13 protein-coding genes are annotated in these 20,933 nt (G+C 42.5%); 1 reads left to right on the top strand and 12 read right to left on the bottom strand.

Annotated features, from left to right (window positions below; genetic code table 11):
* Nucleotide 1: 1 nt before the first annotated feature.
* The 12 genes from R7O03_RS05755 to R7O03_RS05700 all read right to left on the bottom strand — a co-directional run bounded on the left by R7O03_RS05755 (nucleotide 2) and on the right by R7O03_RS05700 (nucleotide 19,044).
* Complete coding sequence (locus R7O03_RS05755) at nucleotides 2-1,921, bottom strand: ABC transporter ATP-binding protein (RefSeq protein ID WP_318131572.1); 1,920 nt, start codon at nucleotides 1,919-1,921, stop codon at nucleotides 2-4.
* Nucleotides 1,899-2,141, bottom strand: a complete 243-nt coding sequence (locus R7O03_RS05750; protein ID WP_017821808.1) for a glutaredoxin family protein — start codon at nucleotides 2,139-2,141, stop codon at nucleotides 1,899-1,901. Before R7O03_RS05750 ends, R7O03_RS05755 begins: the two co-directional genes overlap by 23 nt.
* A 21-nt stretch (nucleotides 2,142-2,162) precedes the next feature.
* On the bottom strand, nucleotides 2,163-4,283 hold the full coding sequence (rlmKL, locus tag R7O03_RS05745) for a bifunctional 23S rRNA (guanine(2069)-N(7))-methyltransferase RlmK/23S rRNA (guanine(2445)-N(2))-methyltransferase RlmL (RefSeq protein WP_149192349.1): 2,121 nt from the start codon (nucleotides 4,281-4,283) through the stop codon (nucleotides 2,163-2,165).
* A gap of 486 nt (nucleotides 4,284-4,769) precedes the next feature.
* Nucleotides 4,770-5,312, bottom strand: a complete 543-nt coding sequence (locus R7O03_RS05740; RefSeq protein ID WP_005377444.1) for a cell division protein ZapC — start codon at nucleotides 5,310-5,312, stop codon at nucleotides 4,770-4,772.
* A gap of 168 nt (nucleotides 5,313-5,480) precedes the next feature.
* Nucleotides 5,481-6,491, bottom strand: a complete 1,011-nt coding sequence (pyrD, locus tag R7O03_RS05735) for a quinone-dependent dihydroorotate dehydrogenase (protein WP_005377443.1) — start codon at nucleotides 6,489-6,491, stop codon at nucleotides 5,481-5,483.
* Between the two features lie 311 nt (nucleotides 6,492-6,802).
* Nucleotides 6,803-11,644: an NAD-glutamate dehydrogenase gene (locus tag R7O03_RS05730; protein ID WP_062730584.1), complete on the bottom strand. Its 4,842-nt coding sequence runs from the start codon at nucleotides 11,642-11,644 to the stop codon at nucleotides 6,803-6,805.
* A gap of 201 nt (nucleotides 11,645-11,845) precedes the next feature.
* Nucleotides 11,846-12,064, bottom strand: coding sequence for a DUF2835 domain-containing protein (locus tag R7O03_RS05725; protein ID WP_005377440.1), 219 nt, complete (start codon nucleotides 12,062-12,064; stop codon nucleotides 11,846-11,848).
* 65 nt (nucleotides 12,065-12,129) lie between these two features.
* Nucleotides 12,130-14,736, bottom strand: coding sequence for an aminopeptidase N (pepN, locus tag R7O03_RS05720; RefSeq protein ID WP_262636403.1), 2,607 nt, complete (start codon nucleotides 14,734-14,736; stop codon nucleotides 12,130-12,132).
* A gap of 226 nt (nucleotides 14,737-14,962) precedes the next feature.
* Nucleotides 14,963-15,628, bottom strand: coding sequence for a hypothetical protein (locus R7O03_RS05715; protein ID WP_005377438.1), 666 nt, complete (start codon nucleotides 15,626-15,628; stop codon nucleotides 14,963-14,965).
* Nucleotides 15,629-15,822: 194 nt separating this feature from the next.
* Nucleotides 15,823-17,829 carry a carboxy terminal-processing peptidase gene (gene prc, locus R7O03_RS05710; protein WP_033905323.1) on the bottom strand — a complete coding sequence of 669 codons (2,007 nt, stop codon included), beginning with the start codon at nucleotides 17,827-17,829 and terminating at the stop codon, nucleotides 15,823-15,825.
* 17 nt (nucleotides 17,830-17,846) lie between these two features.
* A complete protein-coding gene (proQ, locus tag R7O03_RS05705; protein WP_005377435.1) occupies nucleotides 17,847-18,473 on the bottom strand; it encodes an RNA chaperone ProQ in 627 nt (208 codons plus the stop codon).
* A 97-nt stretch (nucleotides 18,474-18,570) separates the two neighbouring features.
* Nucleotides 18,571-19,044: a GAF domain-containing protein gene (locus R7O03_RS05700; protein WP_005377433.1), complete on the bottom strand. Its 474-nt coding sequence runs from the start codon at nucleotides 19,042-19,044 to the stop codon at nucleotides 18,571-18,573.
* Between the two features lie 92 nt (nucleotides 19,045-19,136).
* On the opposite strand from R7O03_RS05700, the gene R7O03_RS05695 reads away from it, so the two are divergent.
* Nucleotides 19,137-20,933, top strand: coding sequence for an ABC transporter ATP-binding protein (locus R7O03_RS05695; RefSeq protein ID WP_021033889.1), 1,797 nt, complete (start codon nucleotides 19,137-19,139; stop codon nucleotides 20,931-20,933).

Below are 20,933 nucleotides of genomic sequence, written 5' to 3'. Positions count from 1 at the left end.
CTTAACTATCCTGTTGCATTGCTTCGAGTTCTTCCCATCTCTCGAATGCGATTTCCAACTCCTGCTCTAGTGCAGCAAGCTGTTCCAATACCGGCTGAGTTTGCTCTACAGGTTTAGCAAAGAACTCTGGATCGTTCACTTGCTCCTGAAGGCTCTCGATATCCGACTCTAATTGTTCAAGTTTAGCTGGTAGAGCCTCTAATTCTCTTTGCAGCTTATACGATAACTTCTTCGAATTGTTCTTAGGTTGCGTAGTTTTGGGAGTTTCCTCAACCACTTTCTCTTTCTTCGTTGGTTTTTCAACCTGACTGCGCGAAGCAAGAACTTGGTCACGCTGCTGTTTAGCATCATGATAACCACCAACGAACTCTTCGATTATACCGTTACCCTCAAAAATCCAACTGGTTGTTACTGTGTTGTCTACGAACTCACGGTCGTGACTCACTAACAATAATGTACCCTGATAATTGGCAAGCATTTCTTCTAAAAGTTCCAACGTTTCGATATCCAAATCGTTAGTTGGTTCATCAAGAATAAGTAAGTTGTTTGGTTTCAACAAGATACGGGCTAGCAATAATCGGTTTTTCTCACCACCAGAAAGTGCCTTAACCGGGGTTCTGGCGCGCTTAGGTGCAAATAAGAAGTCTTGAAGATAACTCAGCGCATGACGCTGACGTCCCCCAACCATTACTTCTTGTTTCCCATCCGCTAAGTTATCGATCACTGTCTTTTCTGGATCCAAAATCTCTCGGTACTGATCAAAGTACGCGACTTCTAATTTTGTTCCGCAGTGTAAACGACCAGACTGCGCTTCCAATTGCCCTAGTAGCAATTTAAGTACCGTACTCTTACCGCAGCCATTTGGTCCGATAAGTGCAATACGGTCACCACGCATGATGTTAAAGCTAAAGTCGTCGACAATTGTCTTGCCTTCGTAAGCAAAAGATACATTTTCTGCTTCAAATACAATCTTACCTGAACGAGAAGCATCATCGATGTTTAGGTTAACTTTACCTTGAACTTCACGACGGTCACGACGCTCTTCACGAAGTTTTTTAAGGGCTCGAACACGGCCTTCATTACGAGTACGACGTGCTTTAATGCCTTGACGAATCCACACTTCTTCCTGCGCTAGTTTCTTATCGAACTCAGCATTTTGCATTTCTTCGACGCGAAGCATTTCTTCTTTGTCATTCAAATACTGTTCGTAATTACCAGGGAAAGAAGCTAATTGACCGCGATCTAAGTCAACGATGCGTGTCGCCATCGACTTGATGAATGCACGGTCGTGAGAAATAAAGATTATCGAGCCTTTGAAGTCTTTTAAGAAGTTCTCTAACCATTCGATCGTTGTCACATCGAGATGGTTTGTTGGTTCATCAAGAAGCAATACATCAGGATCACAAACCAGCGCACGAGCTAAAGCAGCTTTACGTTGCCAGCCACCGGATAGATCGGTCAGTTTGGTTTCTGGGCTTAGTTTTAAAGCGCCAAGTACGTTCTTAACACGGTCATCAAAGCGCCAAGCGTTAGAATGATCAAGTTGCTCTTGAACTTTCGCCAAACGGTTAATGTTCTTCTCACTTGGGTCTTGAGCAACAATATCGAGAAGATCGTGATAGATCTTCAATTGTTCGCCGATTTCAGCCAAACCGCCAGATACGTATTCGTAAACCGTACCCTCTTGATTGCGCGGTGGATCTTGTTCAAGCCGAGAAACTACTACGTCTTGAGTTATTTGAATCTTGCCATCATCCAACAAAATGTCGCCGGCAAGCACTTTCATTAACGTGGACTTACCTGCTCCGTTACGACCAACTAAACAAACGCGTTCGTTTTCTTGAAGAGCGAACTCCGCTTTGTCTAGCAATGGGTGGTCACCAAATGCAAGTTGTGCGTTATGAATGGTAAGTAATGCCATTATTATCCAACCAATGTGTGAGTTGTTCTAAGTCAAACGGCCAGTTCAACTCAGAATCTTGATATTTTAATACGGGTATTGTGACGCCGTAACGAGAAAATAGTACATCATCGAACGCAATATCAATGATATCTGTTTGCTCGGCCAAACCGACTTGGTCTACTAGAGCAAATGCCATCTCACAAAGATGGCATCCCTCCGTGCTATACAATATCAGCACGTATTAATCCTTTTGTTTATACTACGCGTGCGTTACTAGCCAACAGTTATGAATCTGTTTATTACGCGCAAAATCTAATGGTAACGTTTGAGAAGAAATATTCTGAGCCTTCAAACCCAATTCAGCGAGTGATTCTTCATCCATCTTGAAGTGACGTTTGTTATTTGAAAATACGATTGTGCCTTCACTTCTCAGTAAACGTTTGAGGTTCTTCATTAGCTTAATGTGGTCACGTTGTACATCGAATGATGTTTCCATACGCTTAGAGTTAGAGAACGTAGGTGGGTCAATAAAGATCAAGTCGTACTCACTTTTTGCGTTTTCTAGCCATTGCAAACAGTCCGCTTGTTCATATTTATGTTGGCGCCCTACACAGCCATTAAGCTGCATATTGTCTTTCGCCCAGTTCAAGTAGGTGTTTGACATATCGACAGTTGTAGTGGAACGCGCACCACCAACTGCAGCGTGCACTGTTGCACTACCAGTGTAAGCAAACAAGTTAAGGAAATCTTTACCCTGTGCCATTTCGCCAAGACGACGACGAGTGATCTTATGATCCAAGAACAGGCCTGTGTCTAGGTAGTCATGAAGGTTCACGATCAGCTTCACACCGTACTCGTTTACTTCGAGCGTCTCTGATACCTGACCTAATTTTTGGTACTGGCTTCGACCTTTCTGCTTCTCACGAACTTTCAGTACAACTTTGTTCGCTTCGACACTGGTCACCTGAATCGTCGCACGGATAATGTCCGTTAGACGACGCTTGGCTTTTTCTTCAGGGATGTTCTTAGGTGCTGCGTACTCTTGAATCACAATTTGATCGCCGTACACGTCGATCGCTACGTTGTATTCTGGAAGGTCTGCATCGTAGATACGATAGCAGTCTAGTTTCTCTTTACGAGCCCACTTGCCAATCTTGCCAATGTTTTTCTTCAAACGGTTTGAGAAGTCTGGTGCGATTTGAACGTTAGTATCTGCACCTTTAACTTCATCAGCGCTGCGCTCGGCAATGCTGTAGTTCTTTTGGTGACACGGTAACGCACCATTGTTCAATTTAAACTGTTTATCAGCGCGCATACGAAGGCAACTCAAGAGCTCGTCTGAGCTAGAGAAGATAGATGCTTTACATCCGCCAAACTCAGATTTTAGCTGTCCACCGAATGCGGTATAGAGCGCAATCAGCCCCGGCTCAGTTCCTAGACGCTCACCGTAAGGTGGGTTTGAAACGATAACACCGTGTTCAAATCCTGCGGGACGAGTAATAGTTGCAGCATCACCTTGCGCAAACTCAATCAACTCTTCAACACCTGCTCTGCGGGCGTTTTCTTGAGCGACTTTTAATACTTTGGGGTCGTTATCGAATCCAAAAAACTTAGCGTCAACTTTCTTGACACCTCGTCTAGCTTGAACATTAGCCTCTGATTTAATCTCAGCCCAGGTCTCCGGTTCAAAGTCTTCCAAAACTTCGAAGCCCCATTGTTTGCGCTTAACGCCAGGTGCCATGTTGGCTGCCATCATCGCCGCTTCAATAAGCAAAGTACCAGAACCACACATTGGATCGAGTAGTGGTTGATGCCCATCCCAGCCACAACGCATGATAATCGCAGAAGCAAGCGTTTCACGTAATGGCGCACGACCCGATTCTGGTCGATAACCACGCTGATGAAGACCACTACCTACCATGTCTACCCCAAGCAACGCTTTATCTTTATGCAAACGAACGTGAATACGAATATCTGGGCGTTCTTTGCTGATATTAGGACGTGGCAAGCCTTTATTCTCAAAGCAATCTACGATGCCATCTTTGACCTTCATAGCTCCGTATTGGCTATTTCTAATCTCACGGTTTGTGCCGTTAAAGTCCACAACAAAGCGTTTAGAGCTATGAAATTGGTTAACCCAGTTAATAGTGGAAGTGGATAGATACAAGTCCATGTCGTTGTTACACGTGAACTCAGATAAAACACGTACAAATCGAGACGCTAAACGGCTCCACAAACAACAGCGATAAACCTGTTCGTTTGTCGCTTTAAATTTTACGCCTGCCTGTACTGGTTTCGCATTTTCAATGCCTAGTTTAGTCAGTTCTTCAACAAGCAAATTTTCCATGCCATTTGAAGTTACCGCGAGATATTGATTCATAGTGTTCTTTCGCTGATAAAAAATGGCTTCAATTATACCTGACTTTACGATCAATGCCTCGTTTTTAAAGGTATTTTCCCACCCGTTAGTTCAAATCATCACCACTCAAATGATCTAAAACTTTCAACATCTTTAGTTTGAATGTTTTTCATTCATGAACGTATTTTGTTTCCTTTAGAAGAAGTGAATACTTATTTACATGCATTTTGGTATATACCAGTCAGGGTTGGTTGATGTAAATTACTTACAAATACCCTTTATAGGGGAATAAATAGGGTTGTTTTAGGCGCTAGGTTGCCTAATTAAAGGAGTAATCAAATTGAAATAAGTAAAATAAAAGTGACCAGCTTCATGTTTGCATGCATAGAAAACAAACAGTTTCATGGTCTTTCGGATTGGAGTGTCAGAGGAAAGGACAAAAAAAATCGACCCAATAAGGTCGATTAAGGCAAACAAAGGAACGAAATAAAGAAAAATTAAACAGCTTTAACCCACCATTGCCATAGGGGTCATTGCAAAGAGGTGGTTTGCACAAGCCATGCGATCATGCATTACTTTAATCGGCTGCCCAAATTGAAGCGCCTTATTGCCATCAAGAACAAAGGCTTCTTGGTTAACATAAGCACATAAGCTCGATGTTTCGCCTGGTTCTAGAACGATGAACATACCATCAGAATATTGATTTGTGAGAAAGACCATGTCCCCTTCTTGAGGTTCATAATCAGAGGACTGTGCATCGAAGAACCAGCTCTTAGGCTGTACAGGTTTATGAAAACGCTTTGCAGCAACACAATACAGTGTTAATTCAGCTTGGCGATATTCACTGATATCGAGACAGCGAATGCGCTCATTAAACGTTTGAAATGCGCTGGCGTCATCAACGGTAAATTCACTGTTTGAGAAGGCACAGTTAACCAACAATTTTCGGGATAGATTGGTTTGGAAAATCATTTCCTCCCCCAGATCCAGCATTAAGCAAGCTTTTTGCTCGTCAAAATACCAATTCCATTTGTCGCTGGGTTTAAGCATTATTCCGTTCTCTCTTGACTAGTTAAATCAGTGGTAAAGAGGTAAGACGCTTAATTACCTACTCGTGATTTTTAAATTCTACAAACGAACGGATAAAAAAAAAGAGGAAACAAAGTCCTCTTTTTTATGTAACAGGTACTGATTTTTCAGTAGTTTTTGATGTATATGTTAAAGATTCTTAACAATATCACGTACGAGACCTGGGCCGTGGTAAATAAAGCCAGTGTAGACTTGAACAAGTTTAGCGCCTGCCATGATCTTTTCTTTGGCTGCAACATAGGAATCTACACCACCAACACCGATAATTGGAAGTTTGTCTCCAAGCTCTTCATGAAGCTTACGTACGACCTCCGTAGAGCGTGATTGCACAGGGCGACCACTCAAGCCACCTGCCTCATTGGCGTGTCTCATCCCTTCTACGATCGTGCGATCCAAAGTTGTGTTAGTCGCGATCACACCATCTATATTGTTTTTCAATAAAGAATCGCAGATTTGGCAGATTTCATCGTCACTTAAATCTGGCGCAATCTTTAATGCTAACGGGACATACTTGTTGTACTTCTCTGATAACTCCGCTTGTTTCGCTTTTAATTCGGAAAGCAGTTCATCAAGCGCTTCACCATATTGAAGTGAACGAAGACCTGGAGTGTTTGGCGATGAGATGTTTACTGCAATATAGCCAGCATACTCATACACTTTTTCCATACAAATCAGGTAGTCCTCTGCCCCTTTCTCAATTGGCGTATCTTTATTTTTACCGATATTAATTCCGAGAACACAATTGAATTTTGCTCGTTTAACATTCTCGATCAAATTATCAACGCCTAGGTTATTAAAGCCCATGCGGTTGATGATCCCTTCTGCTTCCACTAAACGGAATAAGCGTGGTTTATCATTACCTGGTTGTGGTCGTGGCGTTACAGTGCCGACTTCGACAAAGCCAAAGCCCATGGCATCAAATGCTTCAATACATTCGCCGTTTTTATCTAAACCAGCCGCAAGACCAACAGGGTTACGGAATGTTAGACCCATACACTCAACTGGACGAGTTGGTAACTGTTGGCGGTAAAAGAGATCAAGTGGTGTGCCGTTAAAGCGTTGGAAGTTCTTGATTGCAAGATCATGTGCCTTCTCGGCATCGAGTTGGAAAAAGCCAGTTCTGGCTAGACGGTAAAGCATTGTGCCTCCGAAAGAAAAAAGCCCCGTATAAACGGGACAATATTATTTACCGTTTTTCATCGTAATTCAATGAAAATGAACGTAATAAGTAAAAACCTATATCTTTATAAGATTTTTAAATATAAAACAAACAATTACAATCAAGTTTCTGCGATAAAAATCGTAACTAACCGCTTAAAAGCAATCGATTTCACTCTGTTTTAATTTCAATTCAATGTGACAATGTAACTATTTTCGTTCCAAATGTGAATAATAGATAATAAAAAGCCCCGTTAAACAACGAGGCTTTTACTTATGACTTGATTATTCCACTACTCTTTCGATGAGCAGTTGAGGTTTAAAAGCACTAGCTCTCGAAGTGCTACAGAGAACTTAGCAAATTCGTGTACTGAGCCAACTTTGAACTCGTTTAAGATACTCTCCCAGCGGTGCAACGATTGCTCGTTAGTTTCAATCCAATCTTCTAACGCAGCCATCACGTCAAGCTCTTCGGTTGAGCAGCCACAAGTCAGTACCTGAGCGGTAAGTTGACGTTGTTGCCAGTCCAGATCTTCACGGAATGCCGCTCTAGCAAGTGCTTGCCAGTTGTTATCAACGGCTTGGCTATTAATTTGCTTCAAGAACCAATGCAACGATAAACGGTCACCCAAGTTAAAGTAGAGTTTCGATGCTTGCTCAACCGTTTTACCTGTTTCACTTGCTACTGATGAAATATCCAGTGCAGATTGTAAGCTTGATAAGCGGGCAACTTGGTGAGCGAGTTTCTCTTCAACCCCTTTCTCTATCCAACCTTGAGCCAAGTCATTGTGTTCTTCAACTTCAGACTCAACTAACATAGTGTCTAGGGTTTCAGTGATAACATTGACATCTTGCTTGTAGATAGCAATCAACTCACCGACCGTGCATTTGCCGCTACGGTTACGAAGCAACCAGCGTGCAATTCGACGCAGTGCTCGGCGCACGTAAAACATAATTTCGTATTGAGCTTGCGCTGTCGCAACGTTATCAAGTTTGCGAGTTTGCTTGAGGATTGCTTCTAAATCAAAGATTTCTCTAGCCGCACTGTAAGCATTGGCAATATCGACAACACTTGCACCAGTTTCTTCTTGCAAACGAGTAACGAAGTTACAGCCCATTTCATTAACCATCTGGTTAGCCAATGCTGTAGCGATAATTTCAGCTCGCAGTGGGTGATTAACCATTTGATCTTTATAGTTACGTCGTAACGCACTTGGGAAATATTCAACAAGTTGTTTTGCATGGAATTCATCATTTGCGATTTCATCCGTAACAAGTTGCTGTTTAAGTACCATTTTACCGTAGGCAACTAACACTGATAGCTCAGGGCGAGTCAGACCTAGTCCCTGTTTTTCACGCTCGATTAGCGTTTCATCATCAGGAATGTATTCGAGAGCACGATCCAAGTACCCTGCTTTCTCCATAGTGTGGATGAATCGAATTTGCTCCTTAACAATGCCAACACCTTGCTGTTCAGTAACAGAGATCGACTCCGACTGACGGTAAGCATCATCCAAGACAATTTCACCCACTTCGTCTTCCATAGACTCTAGAATTTGGTTACGTTGCTTAACCGTAAGATCGCCATTTGAAACCAGTCCATTGAGGAAGATCTTGATGTTGACTTCATTATCCGAACAGTCAACGCCACCTACGTTATCAACGAAGTCCGTGTTCACTCGACCGCCAGTTAGTGCGTATTCGATACGACCAAGCTGAGTCATACCCAAGTTACCACCTTCGCCAACCACTTTGGCTCTTAAGTCACGGCCGTCAATGCGCAGCATGTCGTTAGCACGGTCGCCAACATCTGTATGAGTTTCTGTCGATGATTTAACGTAAGTGCCGATACCACCATTCCAAAGCAGATCGACTTTCATTTTCAAGATCATCTTTATCAGATCGTTAGGCGCTAAAGATGCTTTCTTAGTACCTAACATTTTCTGAATTTCTGGCGTCAACTGGATCGATTTTGATCGACGAGAGAAGATGCCACCACCTTGAGAGATCAAGTCTTTGTTGTAATCTTCCCAGCTTGATCTTGGCAGATTAAACAAGCGGTTACGCTCTTCCCAGCTGCTGGCTGAATCTGGATTTGGATCAATAAAGATATGCATGTGGTTAAACGCAGCTTGCAATCGAATATGCTTCGATAACAGCATACCGTTACCGAACACGTCACCTGCCATATCACCTACACCGATTGCAGTAAAATCAGTGGTCTGACAGTTGATGCCCATTTCACGGAAGTGACGTTTAACAGATTCCCAACCACCTTTTGCGGTGATACCCATTGCTTTGTGATCGTAACCGTTTGAACCACCTGAAGCGAATGCGTCACCTAGCCAGAAGTTGTATTCTGCAGAAACAGAGTTTGCCAAATCTGAGAAGGTTGCTGTGCCTTTATCGGCAGCCACTACTAGATATGGGTCATCTTCATCGTGACGAACAACGTTTTGTGGTGGTACCACCTCTCCTTCAATGATGTTATCTGACACATCTAGCAGTGCACGGATAAAGCGTTTGTAACAACGCTGACCTTCCGCAAAAATTTCATCACGAGTGGTGAGAGATGGCTGGCGTTTACAAACGAAGCCGCCTTTTGCACCCACTGGTACAATTACAGTGTTCTTAACCTGTTGCGCTTTTACTAAGCCAAGAATCTCCGTACGGAAGTCTTCTTGACGATCTGACCAACGCAAACCACCACGAGCCACTTTTCCACCACGAAGGTGAACACCTTCAATATCTGGTGCGTAAACAAAGATCTCGAATGCAGGTACAGGCTGCGGAATCTCAGGAATATCGCTTGGCTTCATTTTCAAAGATAACCAAGGCTTAGGCTGCTTATTCTCGTCTACTTGGTAGTAGTTGGTACGAAGCGTCGCCATGATCATTTCGATATAACGACGAATAATACGATCATCATCCAAGCTCTCTACACGATCCAACTGCTCTGTTAGCTTTTTAATTAGATCGTTTTGGCCTTTCTCGCTGCCTTTGTGTTTCGGATCAAATCGCTTGGTGAACAGCTTGACTAGACCTGTCGCTAAGTCTGGGTAGTGGCTTAGCGTGTCTTCGATGTACTGCTGACTGAATGGGAAGCCTACTTGGCGCATGTATCGTGCGTAAGCACGAAGAATGGAAATCTCACGGCCAGATAACGACGCACCTAATAACAATCGGTTGAAACCATCACTTTCAAGATTACCCGCCCAAATGGCAGCAAATGCTTGTTGGAAACGATCACGAGCTTCACGAAGGTCAACGGTTTTCTCGCTCTTATGCAGCATAGAGAAGTCAAGGATCCAGAAAGTCTGCCCGTTGTTTTTCTCGATCTCATATGGCGATTCGCCAATCACACGCAAACCAAGGTTTTCCAACATCGGCATTACGTCAGAAAGGTGAATTGGTTCATCGCGATGATATAACTTTAAGCGGACAGCTTTGGAATCTGCTCCCTCTTCTTGAGGTCGGTAGAACAACATACCAAGTTTATTATCATCACTTAACGCTTCTAAGCGCTCGATATCTGCAACCGCAGAACCTGGCATCATGTCCTCTTTGTATGAGCGAGGGAACGCACTCATATATTCTTTTGAAAGAGGAAGGCCTTTACTTTCACCAAAGTTAGCAATGATGGATTCTTTTAGTCTGTCATCCCAAGAGGTAGAAACTTCCATTAGATTTTGCTCGATCTTTTTCACGTCTACGTCAATGTTGTTATTGTCTACACGAACAATGTAATGTGTTCTCGCTAGTGGGCTTTCTGAGAAGTACGTTGTAAATTCAACCTCTTGCTCGCAACCAAAGTACTGCTTAAGAATGCGTTGAGTTTGACGACGCAATTCTGTGTTGTAACGATCTTTAGTGACATAAACCATGCAACTGAAGAAACGACCAAATGGGTCTTTACGAACAAACAAACGCAGCAAGTCACGATCTTGCATTTGTACAACACCCATTCCCACCTCAAGCAGCTCTTCTTCATTAGCTTGAAGCAACTCGTCGCGTGGGTAGTTTTCTAAGATATTGTGCAATGCTTTGTATGAGTATGATCCGTGACGGTATCCACTTGCTTCAAGGATACGGTCAACTTTTTCACGGATCAAAGGAATACTTTGTACCGCTTGGTTGTAAACGGCGGAGGTATATAAACCAGTAAAGCGATGCTCACCTATTACTTTACCGTTTTCATCAAACTTCTTAATACCGATGTAATCAGTATAAGCTGGACGGTGGATACGAGATGCTTTGTTACCTTTGGTGATGATCAGAGCGTATGGTTTTTTCGCTTCTAATCGCGCTGAATCTGATAATTCAGAGAGCTTGACGCTACGCACGCGCTTGTCATCAGCAAACAGACCTAGTCCTTTTTCTTTAGCAGGAACAAGTTCGGTATCACCATTGACCTCTTTTAAGTCATAATCTTTATAACCCATAAAGGTAAAGTTATGATCTTCTAGCCAACGAAGAAATGCGATCGTTTCATCCATACGATCAGTTTGGATAGAAACACGATCTTTATTTTTCTCAAGTTCATCAGTAACAAACTTAAGCTTATCAACCATCTGCTTCCAGTCATCAACGACTAAGCGAGTATCAGATAGAATTCTTAACAGCTCTTCTTTAAGCGCTTGCATCTCGTCTTTACTAGTAAGGCGGTCTACCTCTATGTGGAAAAGTGATTGAAGAACACCACCCTCACCGTTTACGTCTGTAACTTGGCCTTTTTTATCACGCTGAATCTGTGTTGGGTTATTCAACATTAGGTGACAAACAAGATCCAAACGTGCTAAAGCCATTTTGACTGAGTCCACTAAGAATGGACTATCTGGAACAACAATTTCTACGATTGTGTGTGTGGATTGCCAGCCTTGACGACTTACGGTCGGGTTAAATACTCGAACCGAAATCTCTTCTGGTTTTTTTTCATTGATATGGTGCCAAAGGCTAACGACAGCACCATAAAGGTCGGATTCGTTTCGCTGAATTAGATCATCATCAGCAATGTTACTGAATAAGTGTTGAGCAAGTTTAGTTACAAGCGTTTGGTGAGAAAGCTCGAGTTTGTCTTGAATCAGTTGGTAAACCTTTTCAAGCAGAACCGGCACTACATTTTCACGCGCGGTCATATTCACACTCCACATTAGAATTGTTGTTTTGTAGGGGGACTTAGTAGCTAGGTTGTTACCTTAGAAACTAAGCATAGGTAATGCATGTGCCCATTGTAAAAGCATAATTACAAATGTTTAACAACTAATCGTAGTGGTAAGAGGTGAAATGTCCGATTCTGTGACTAAGATTCCTATTTAACTCTCTGCAAATACAATACATCACAGAGTTTCTAACTTAAGAAACTTATTATTTTGGTCAGTTGTTAGTCTAAACTGGCCTCTAACGCCCAATTGACTAAGAAATGGTCTAAATCTCGCGGCGGGTAACTGCAAACGCAAACCGTTGTGTGTGACAACTTGAACAACACTTGCCGCACCAGAATAATGAGATAAAAACGTTTGATATGAAATGTTGAGATTGAAGTAGTAATAGTTCATGAAGTGAAAACTAAGTGACATAAACAAATAAGGTGGTCTAAATGACCACCCTATTGTGTTGTTTACTATTCGTCTAGTGCTTTAGTCACTTTTTCGAATAGATCTTTAGCAAGATTATCCATTGCTTTGAGCTTTTCAAGTTCTGCACGAATCATTGCTTGGCGAGCTTCATCGTATTTACGGAACTTAAGCAAAGGATCAATCATTCGAGAAGCTACTTGTGGGTTCGAATCATTTAGTTGGCGAAGAATTTCACCGGCAAACTGGTAACCTACACCGGATTTATCATGGAAACGTACAGGGTTCGCACTTAAGAACGAGCCAATTAAGCTGCGCGTACGGTTCGGATTTTTCAAACTAAATGCTTCGTGGTTCATGGTTGCTTTTACTTTTTCAAGAGCATCCTCTGCAGGATTGCTACCTTGAAGTGCAAACCACTTATCCATAACCAAACCGTCGTGCTTCCATTTATCGCTGTAATCAGCCATAAGTGCTTCACGACACTCGAGCTGAGCGTTATTTGCAGCACTCATCGCAGCAATCGTATCTGTCATGTTATTTGCAGATGCGTATTGCGCGTTGACTAAATCATTACCTTTTGCCGTATGTGCTAGGTACTGTAGGCAACGGTTACGTAAAGCACGCTTGCCAATAGCAGCATGGTCGATCGTATACTCTGCTTGCTTAAGCGTGTGATAAGTCGCACTTAGCTCATCTTCTAATTCCTTAGAAAGTGACACTGTAATGCTGTTTAGCACTTTATCTACGGCATCGATATCAATTTGCTGGTACCAACCAGTAATCTCATTGATTGAAGGCATAGAGAAAACTTGAGCAATGAAAGCTGGCTCAAGCGTTTCATCCAACAGCACACCGCGGAAAGCATCTATCACACCTTCAGAAAGCGATACTTCTTGTCCCGCTTGAACGTTTTTCACATTCTGACGAATGTATTTAGCCAATAGCATTTGGCTAGCGTCCCATCGAGCAAAATCGTTCGTTGCGTGCTTCATCAAGAAGACTAACTCGTCATCGCTGTAATCGTATTCTAATTTGACTGGTGCCGAGAATTCACGCAACAAAGATGGCACTGGCTGTTCTTCGACATTTTCAAATACGAACGTTTGCTTATCTTGTTTAATATCCAGCACGTTATGAACAGATTCACCGTTACTCATCAATGGGATAACTTGACCTTTCGAATCATACAACTCGATATCGAACGGGATATGCAGCGCTTGTTTTTCTGCTTGGTCTTGCGTCGGCTCCGTAAATTGCTCTACCGTTAGTGCGTAAGTTTTTGCATCAGCGTTGTATTCGCTATTTACGCGTAGCGTTGGTGTACCCGATTGGCTGTACCACAAACGGAACTGTTTTAAATCAACACCGGTGGCATCTTCCATTGCAGAAACAAAGTCTTCACACGTCGCGGCGGTACCATCGTGACGTTCAAAATAAAGTTTCATTCCTTTTTGGAAGCCCTCTTCGCCAAGGAGTGTATGGTACATGCGAATAACTTCGCTGCCCTTTTCATACACCGTTAGCGTGTAGAAGTTATTCATCTCAATGACTTTGTCAGGACGAATCGGGTGAGACATTGGGCTTGCATCTTCCGCAAATTGAGGACCACGAATAATACGTACGTTATCAATACGGTTATCAGCACGAGAGCCTAAGTCAGAAGAGAATTCTTGGTCACGGAATACGGTTAAGCCTTCTTTTAGACTTAGTTGGAACCAGTCACGACAAGTGACACGGTTGCCAGTCCAGTTGTGGAAGTACTCATGACCGATCACAGCTTCGATGCCTAAATAATCACGATCTGTCGCAGTTTGATCGTTCGCCAGCACATATTTTGAGTTAAAAATGTTCAAGCCTTTGTTTTCCATTGCACCCATGTTGAAGAAATCAACAGCAACGATCATGTAAATATCCAGATCGTATTCCAGGCCAAAGCGTTCCTCATCCCACTTCATCGAGTTGATCAGCGATGTCATCGCATGACCTGCACGATCTAAGTTACCTTTATCAACAAAGATTTCTAAATCAACACTGCGACCTGACATCGTTGTATATTTGTCACGCAATACATCAAAGTCGCCTGCAACAAGGGCGAACAAGTAAGCTGGTTTTGGATGCGGATCCTGCCATTGAACCCAGTGACGACCGTTCTCTGCATCGCCTTCTGCAATTCGGTTACCATTGCTCAGCAAATATGGATAAACCGCTTTATCTGCGATCACTTTTGTTGTGTATTTTGCTAGAACATCCGGACGGTCTAGATAGTACGTGATACGGCGAAAGCCCTCAGCCTCACACTGAGTACAAAATGCGCCGCCTGATTTGTACAAACCTTCGAGTGCCGTATTCGCTTCAGGATCAATTTTGGTGACGATTTCAAGTTCAAACTCGGATGGAAGATCGGTCAGTACCAGCGATGACTCCTTCACCTCGTGATGAGCCCAATCCTCACCATTTACTTTTACAGCGCGTAGCTCAAGCCCTTCGCCATCGAGTTCTAGCGTTGTTGTATCGCCTTTTTGAGCAACTTTTGATACCGCCGTAACGATTGTGTCATTGTCATATAGATCAAACGTTAGATCGATATCAGTAATCGCATGAGATGGCTCTTTATAATCTTTACGATATTTGGCCTGGGGAGCTTGAGACATGAGCATAAATCCTTGTATGTCGAACAACAAAAATACCAGACTGCATGATCAAAAATGCAGTTCTGGTATCACTATATAAGCTATTTGTAGGGGTTGTGGTATCAGAATACAAGTCTTTCCATCAAAAAACGGAGCTTTTAGTGCTCTAGCTCCGTTTTTTGATTAACATTTAAACAACATTAATGACTTACCGTACGCACGCGTAATTTGGCGCATGTTAAAGGCATCATGGCGTAACTCTATTGAGTACGGCGTACATATCACCATTGGAATCTTCGATCGTTAGCTCATTCTTGTTGAGCTTATACGTGGTTCCATGCTCGCCATTTTCATACAACAGAACCAAAAACTCATCTTCTGTGTAAAACACACCTTGTTTGATGGACTCATCCCCTTCTTCGTTCGAAACCCTAAACATGAACACGAAATCAGGTTGAAGTATCAAATCCATCTGATTAATGTTGTTGGCCACTAGACCGTCGCCAGATACGTGAGAGCTAGACCAAATACCTGCAAGTGAATTGGATAATCCCTTAGTGAATGTTACACCATTAAGATCAAGCGTATTATGGTTGTTGCGATAGGCATAAATTTGAGGCTCGTCGGTGTTTAAACCAAGAACGATGGTGTCTTCATTTGCGTTATACAGCCCTTCCCAATGGTCAACGGAATAGTCTTTCTTTTGAATATCAATAGAAAAGCTGTAGTCAGAACCTAATGAGAGTTTGATCGCACGAAAGTTTTCAGCTGACTCTTCGGGGTTTGGGTTCATTAAATACCAGTCTCCGATGAGAAACGGCGTGTCAAAGTGACTTAATTCATCTTCTCTGGTGTTTTCTCCACCAAACACACTAAAGCAGCAAAAGCTAAGTAAAATAAAGAACCACTTCATATCGGCATCCTTATTGTTTTCTTTTAGCTTAGCCAGTAGTCCTCACTTTCGCGAAATTTTAGATGTAGATCACGTAAATTATTGGGGGAAAATAAGCGAATATCTTGCTCGATATCGAGACAGCGGAAGACAAAAAGGCATAAAAAAAGAGTGAATCTGAAAGACTCACTCTTTTTATTCTAAATTGCCAGTTATTATGACTGATTTTCCTGCTTAAGTAGATCGACCATAATCGCGACAGACTCATCTAAATAAACATCAGGAGCCTCGTAGTCTTTTGGTATATCATCCAATGTTTTGAATGCTTTTTTACCCAAAGCAGCTTGACGTTCATTTATGCGTTGTAATCGAAGTGCTTCCGCTTTATCCGATTCAGCTTTACGAACTTTTTCGTTCAAAGACAAAGTATTATCGTCTTTTTCTTTACGATATTTCTCGATGTCTTCATTGATAAAGCGGAACTCCATCTCATCAGAAATACGCTTGTTATGAAGAGCAGTAAGTTTTTCAACTAAGGCGTCGTTACTTGGAAACGTTTGATATTGTGCTTTATCAATCTGATCCCAAGGTAAAGCATTGTCTTCAACACTTTCACCTGTTTCAGAAGCCTCGATTGGCGTTGGGTACGAAATATCTGGTGCAACACCACGATTTTGCGTACTTCCACCGTCAATACGATAAAACTTCTGAATCGTGTACTGAACATAACCTAGCTCTTTATCGAAAAGATCGTAAATATGATTCAGTGAACGATGTTGCTGAACTGTACCTTTACCGAAAGAGTTTTCACCTAAGATGATTGCACGATTATAATCTTGCATTGCCGCTGCAAAAATTTCAGATGCTGAAGCACTGTAGCGGTTAATCAATACCGTCAATGGGCCATCATAACTCACTTTTCCATCGGTATCGGCATTCACCTTGATGCGGCCATAGCTGTCACGAACTTGAACTACAGGACCTTCTTTAATGAATAAACCTGTCAATGCCGTCGCTTCTGTTAGCGCACCACCACCATTGTTACGTAGATCAACGATTACGCCGTCAACGTTTTTGGTTTTCAACTCAGCTAGTAATTTATCGGTGTCTTTCGATAAGCCGACGTAGAAACTTGGTACTTCTAAAATACCAATCTTCTTACCGTCTTTTTCGATGATTTCTGACTTAACCGCACGATCTTCTAAGCGAACTTTGTCACGAACAATTGTGACAATGTAACTCTTCGCATCGTTACCTTCTGGCAAGATCTGTAGATTAACCTTTGTGCCTTTCGGGCCTTTGATTAACTGAACAACATCATCCAGACGCCAACCGATCACGTCGACAATTTCTTCACCGTCTTGTCCAACACCAGTGATTCGGTCCCCTTCACCAAGTTGCTTACTCTTCGAAGCCGGACCGCCAACAACAAGTGAACGAATTACTGTGTAATCGTCTGTCATTTGCAAAACGGCACCGATGCCTTCTAGAGAAAGGTTCATTTCCGATTGGAATTGCTCGGCATTACGTGGAGAAAGGTAGCTTGTATGAGGGTCAACCTGTCGCGCGAAGGCATTCATATACAACTGAAATGCGTCTTCATTGTTGGTCTGTGTGATGCGCTTCATCGCGTTGTTATAACGCTTCTCTAAAACTTCTTTAATCTCTGGCCACTCTTTGCCAGTCAGTTTCAGATTTAACGCGTCATATTTCACACGCTTGCGCCACAACTCGTTGAGCTCTGCTTCGTCTTTTGGCCATGCGGCCTCAGAGCGGTCTAACTCTATCTCGTCATCGGTATCAAACTTGATCTCTTCATCGAGTAGAGTTAACGCATAAGCAAAACGATCGAAACGCTTCTGCATTGAGAGGTTGTAAACATCAAAAGCAATTTGGTTGTTGCCCGATTTAAGCTGATCATCAAGCTCGACTGACCAGTTTTTAAATGAGTCGATGTCTGCTTGAGTGAAAATATTTCTATTGTAATCAAGCAACTCTACATAGCGTTCAAAGATCGCTTTAGAGAAATCATCATTGAGGCTGAAGTGCTTATAATGAGAGCGGGTAAATCGCGAGGTGACTCGTTTGCTAGCTGTTTCATGCTGAACTTCAGGAGAAAGAACCGGCAGGTCATCTTTATGTAGTTTGGCTTCAAGAGCCTGAGCTGATGCTGCTAGCCATAAGCTAGCAGCAATCAGGGTCACTTTTGAACGGCAATTCATGCGTAGGAGTATCTCCTTTATGCGCGCAAGTGCTCCGCTTTCACAACCATTTGTAGGCCGTTAGCAAGTTGAACACGTACATCATCCTTATTGATTTCAACAATGGTCGCTGCCATGTTTCCTTTGCCCATGTTCACGTTAACTGCGTTACCTACTGTGATTTCATCAGCATTTAGAGCGCGCGTTTCTACAGGCTTAGTTGGTTTTTGTACTTTTGGTTTATTAGTACGACGAGGCTGTTGAGGCTTTTTAGCCGCAGGTTTCGCTTTCGCCTTACCCTCTTCACGAGCTTTTTGTGCTTGTTCTTTACGACGAGCCTGAACTTTCGCCTTGCTTTCTGCAAGTGTCGCTTTCGCGTGTTCAACGTGCTCTTCTTCTAGCTCACCACAAGGGTTGCCATCTAGGTCTACACGTACTGCACCTGGTTTTACACCGTGTAGGTAACGCCATGATGAAGTGTACTGTCTTAACGCTGCACGAAGCTGTGTTTTGCTTACTTTTTCGTCTTCATTTAGACGTTCCGCAAGATCTTGAAAAATACCAATTTTCAGAGGTTTTGCTTCACCTTCTAAAGTAAAGCACTTAGGGAAACATTCAGCAATATATGCAATAACTTCTTTGCTGTTTTTTAACTTTTCAGTCATGAGGGGTCCTGATTTGAGCGGATTTCCGCGAGCATTAAGAAAAAATATTCTCGTATTATAGTGACATGCCAAGGAAAAACCACACTCGAAGGCTAATTTATGCGTCGTTCGCGTGTGAATTAAGCAGCTTTTCTACTTCAACCATGAAATGAGTGAGACCTTCTTCGTCTGTTTCATTAAATCGGCCAATACTTGGACTATCAATATCAAGTACACCAACCACCTTTCCATTAATAGAAAATGGAATCACAATTTCTGAATTGCTCGCTGCATCGCACGCAATATGCCCCTCAAATTCGTGAACGTCGTATACTCTTTGTATAGTATTAGTTTGTGCAGCAGTACCGCAGACGCCTCGACCCATTGGGATACGAACACAAGCTGGTTTTCCTTGGAACGGACCAAGAACAAGCTCTTCACCTTTTGTTAGGTAAAAGCCTGCCCAGTTAAGATCGTCAAGTTCCATGAAAAGCAATGAGCTCAAGTTTGCTAGGTTCGCAATAAAGTCTGGTTCAGACTCAATTAGAGCAACAGCTTGTTTGGTTAGTCTTTGGTATTGTTCTAAGTTCATATTAACTTCCTACTTACTATAAAAGCTTCCATTCTCAATGTATGGCGCTAAAATGCAGCCCTACTTTATAATAGGACTTATTCTCAATTACAATGCTTCTGAAAAATGACACTATTAGCCGTTCTTGGTTGATAACACAAGTAAAAAAGCACAAGTCCAAGCTGATCATAGCGAACTTGATAGCGGTGCTTGCAACCTTGATTAGTGTTCCAATTCCCCTCCTCATGCCTTTGATGGTTGATGAGGTCTTATTGGACCAACCTGCAAAAGGCTTAGACGCCATGAATGCCATTCTCCCTGAAGCGTGGCACACTCCGACAGGCTATATTTTCTTCACCCTGTTCTTGGTTGTTCTTATGCGAGCTGCGAGCCAAGGATTAAATATCCTTCAAAGCCGACAATTTACGCTTGTTTCAAAAACCATCACGTTTGAGATGCGCAGTAAAATGATCGACAAACTCGGCCGTATCAGCATCCGACAATACGAAACCAAAGGTAGCGGAGGAATCAACGCACACCTTATCACTGACATTGAGACCATTGATAAATTTATTGGTTCTACGTTAGCAAAATTCGTTATCAGTTTTCTGACTGTTATTGGTACTGCTATCGTTCTACTTTGGCTCGATTGGCGACTTGGTCTGTTTATCCTGTTAGTTAACCCTATTGTCATTTACTTCTCACGTAAACTAGGCAGTATGGTTAAACATCTGAAACGGAAGGAAAATCATTCTTTTGAAATTTTCCAAAACCGTTTGGTTGAAACATTAGATGGAATCTACCAACTACGCGCAGCCAATAAAGAGCGAGAATTCCTCCAACAACTCAAAGACAGTGCGAACCAAGTTCGCGTTGATGCAGACAAGTATGCTTGGCAATCTGAAGCGGCTGGTCGCGTTTCTTTTCTTCTCTTTTTGATCGGCTTTGAATTATTCAGAGCTGTCGCAATGTTAATGGTCATGTTCAGTGACCTTACTATTGGCCAAATATTTGCCGTTTTTGGTTACCTATGGTTCATGCTTTCTCCTGTTCAAGAGTTGCTTGGGATTCAGTTTTCTTGGTACAGCGCTAAAGCCGCATTAAAACGCATCAACGACTTATTAGAGTTAGAAGAAGAGCAGAGACCGGTTCCTAAGGTAAATCCTTTCAAAGAAGGTAGAGAAGTTGACGTTAAAGTAGAAAACATTAATTTCTCTTACAATAATGAAAACAAAGTCCTAGATAATCTTTCTTTACATATGCCGGCAGGAAAGAAAGTGGCGTTAGTTGGCGCAAGCGGCGGTGGTAAGTCAACCTTGATACAATTACTTATTGGGGTTTACCGTCAAAACTCCGGTAGCATTCGCTTTAATGATGAATTAACAGAAGATATTGGTTTTGAAGTAATTCGCGACAAAATTGCCGTGGTATTACAGCAACCTATACTATTTAACGACACCTTGAGGCATAATCTAACGCTTGGTGGGGATTTTGACGAAATGTCACTTTGGCGTGCGCTTGAAGTGGCTCAGCTGCAAGATGTTATTTCTCAACTGAACCACGGCTTGGATACTCAAGTTGGTCGTAATGGCATTCGTTTGTCAGGAGGTCAACGACAACGGCTTGCCATTGCTAGAATGGTGCTGAGTAATCCTCAATTTGTTATTTTAGACGAAGCCACGTCTGCGTTAGATACCGCTACTGAAGCGGCTTTACACAAAGCACTGACCGAGTTCTTACGTGGTAGAACAACATTAATCGTTGCGCATCGACTATCCGCTGTTAAACAAGCCGATTTGATCTACGTGCTTGAAGATGGGAAAGTGACGCAAACAGGCACTCATGGTGAGTTAGTTGAGCAAGAAGGCTTATATCAAACCTTATATGGGGGCATACAGTCCCACGCTTAA

It is taken from the genome of Vibrio sp. Vb2960 (assembly GCF_033337665.1).
Classification (GTDB): Bacteria; Pseudomonadota; Gammaproteobacteria; order Enterobacterales; family Vibrionaceae; genus Vibrio; species Vibrio alginolyticus.
This window is presented reverse-complemented; position numbering and strand designations above follow the sequence as displayed.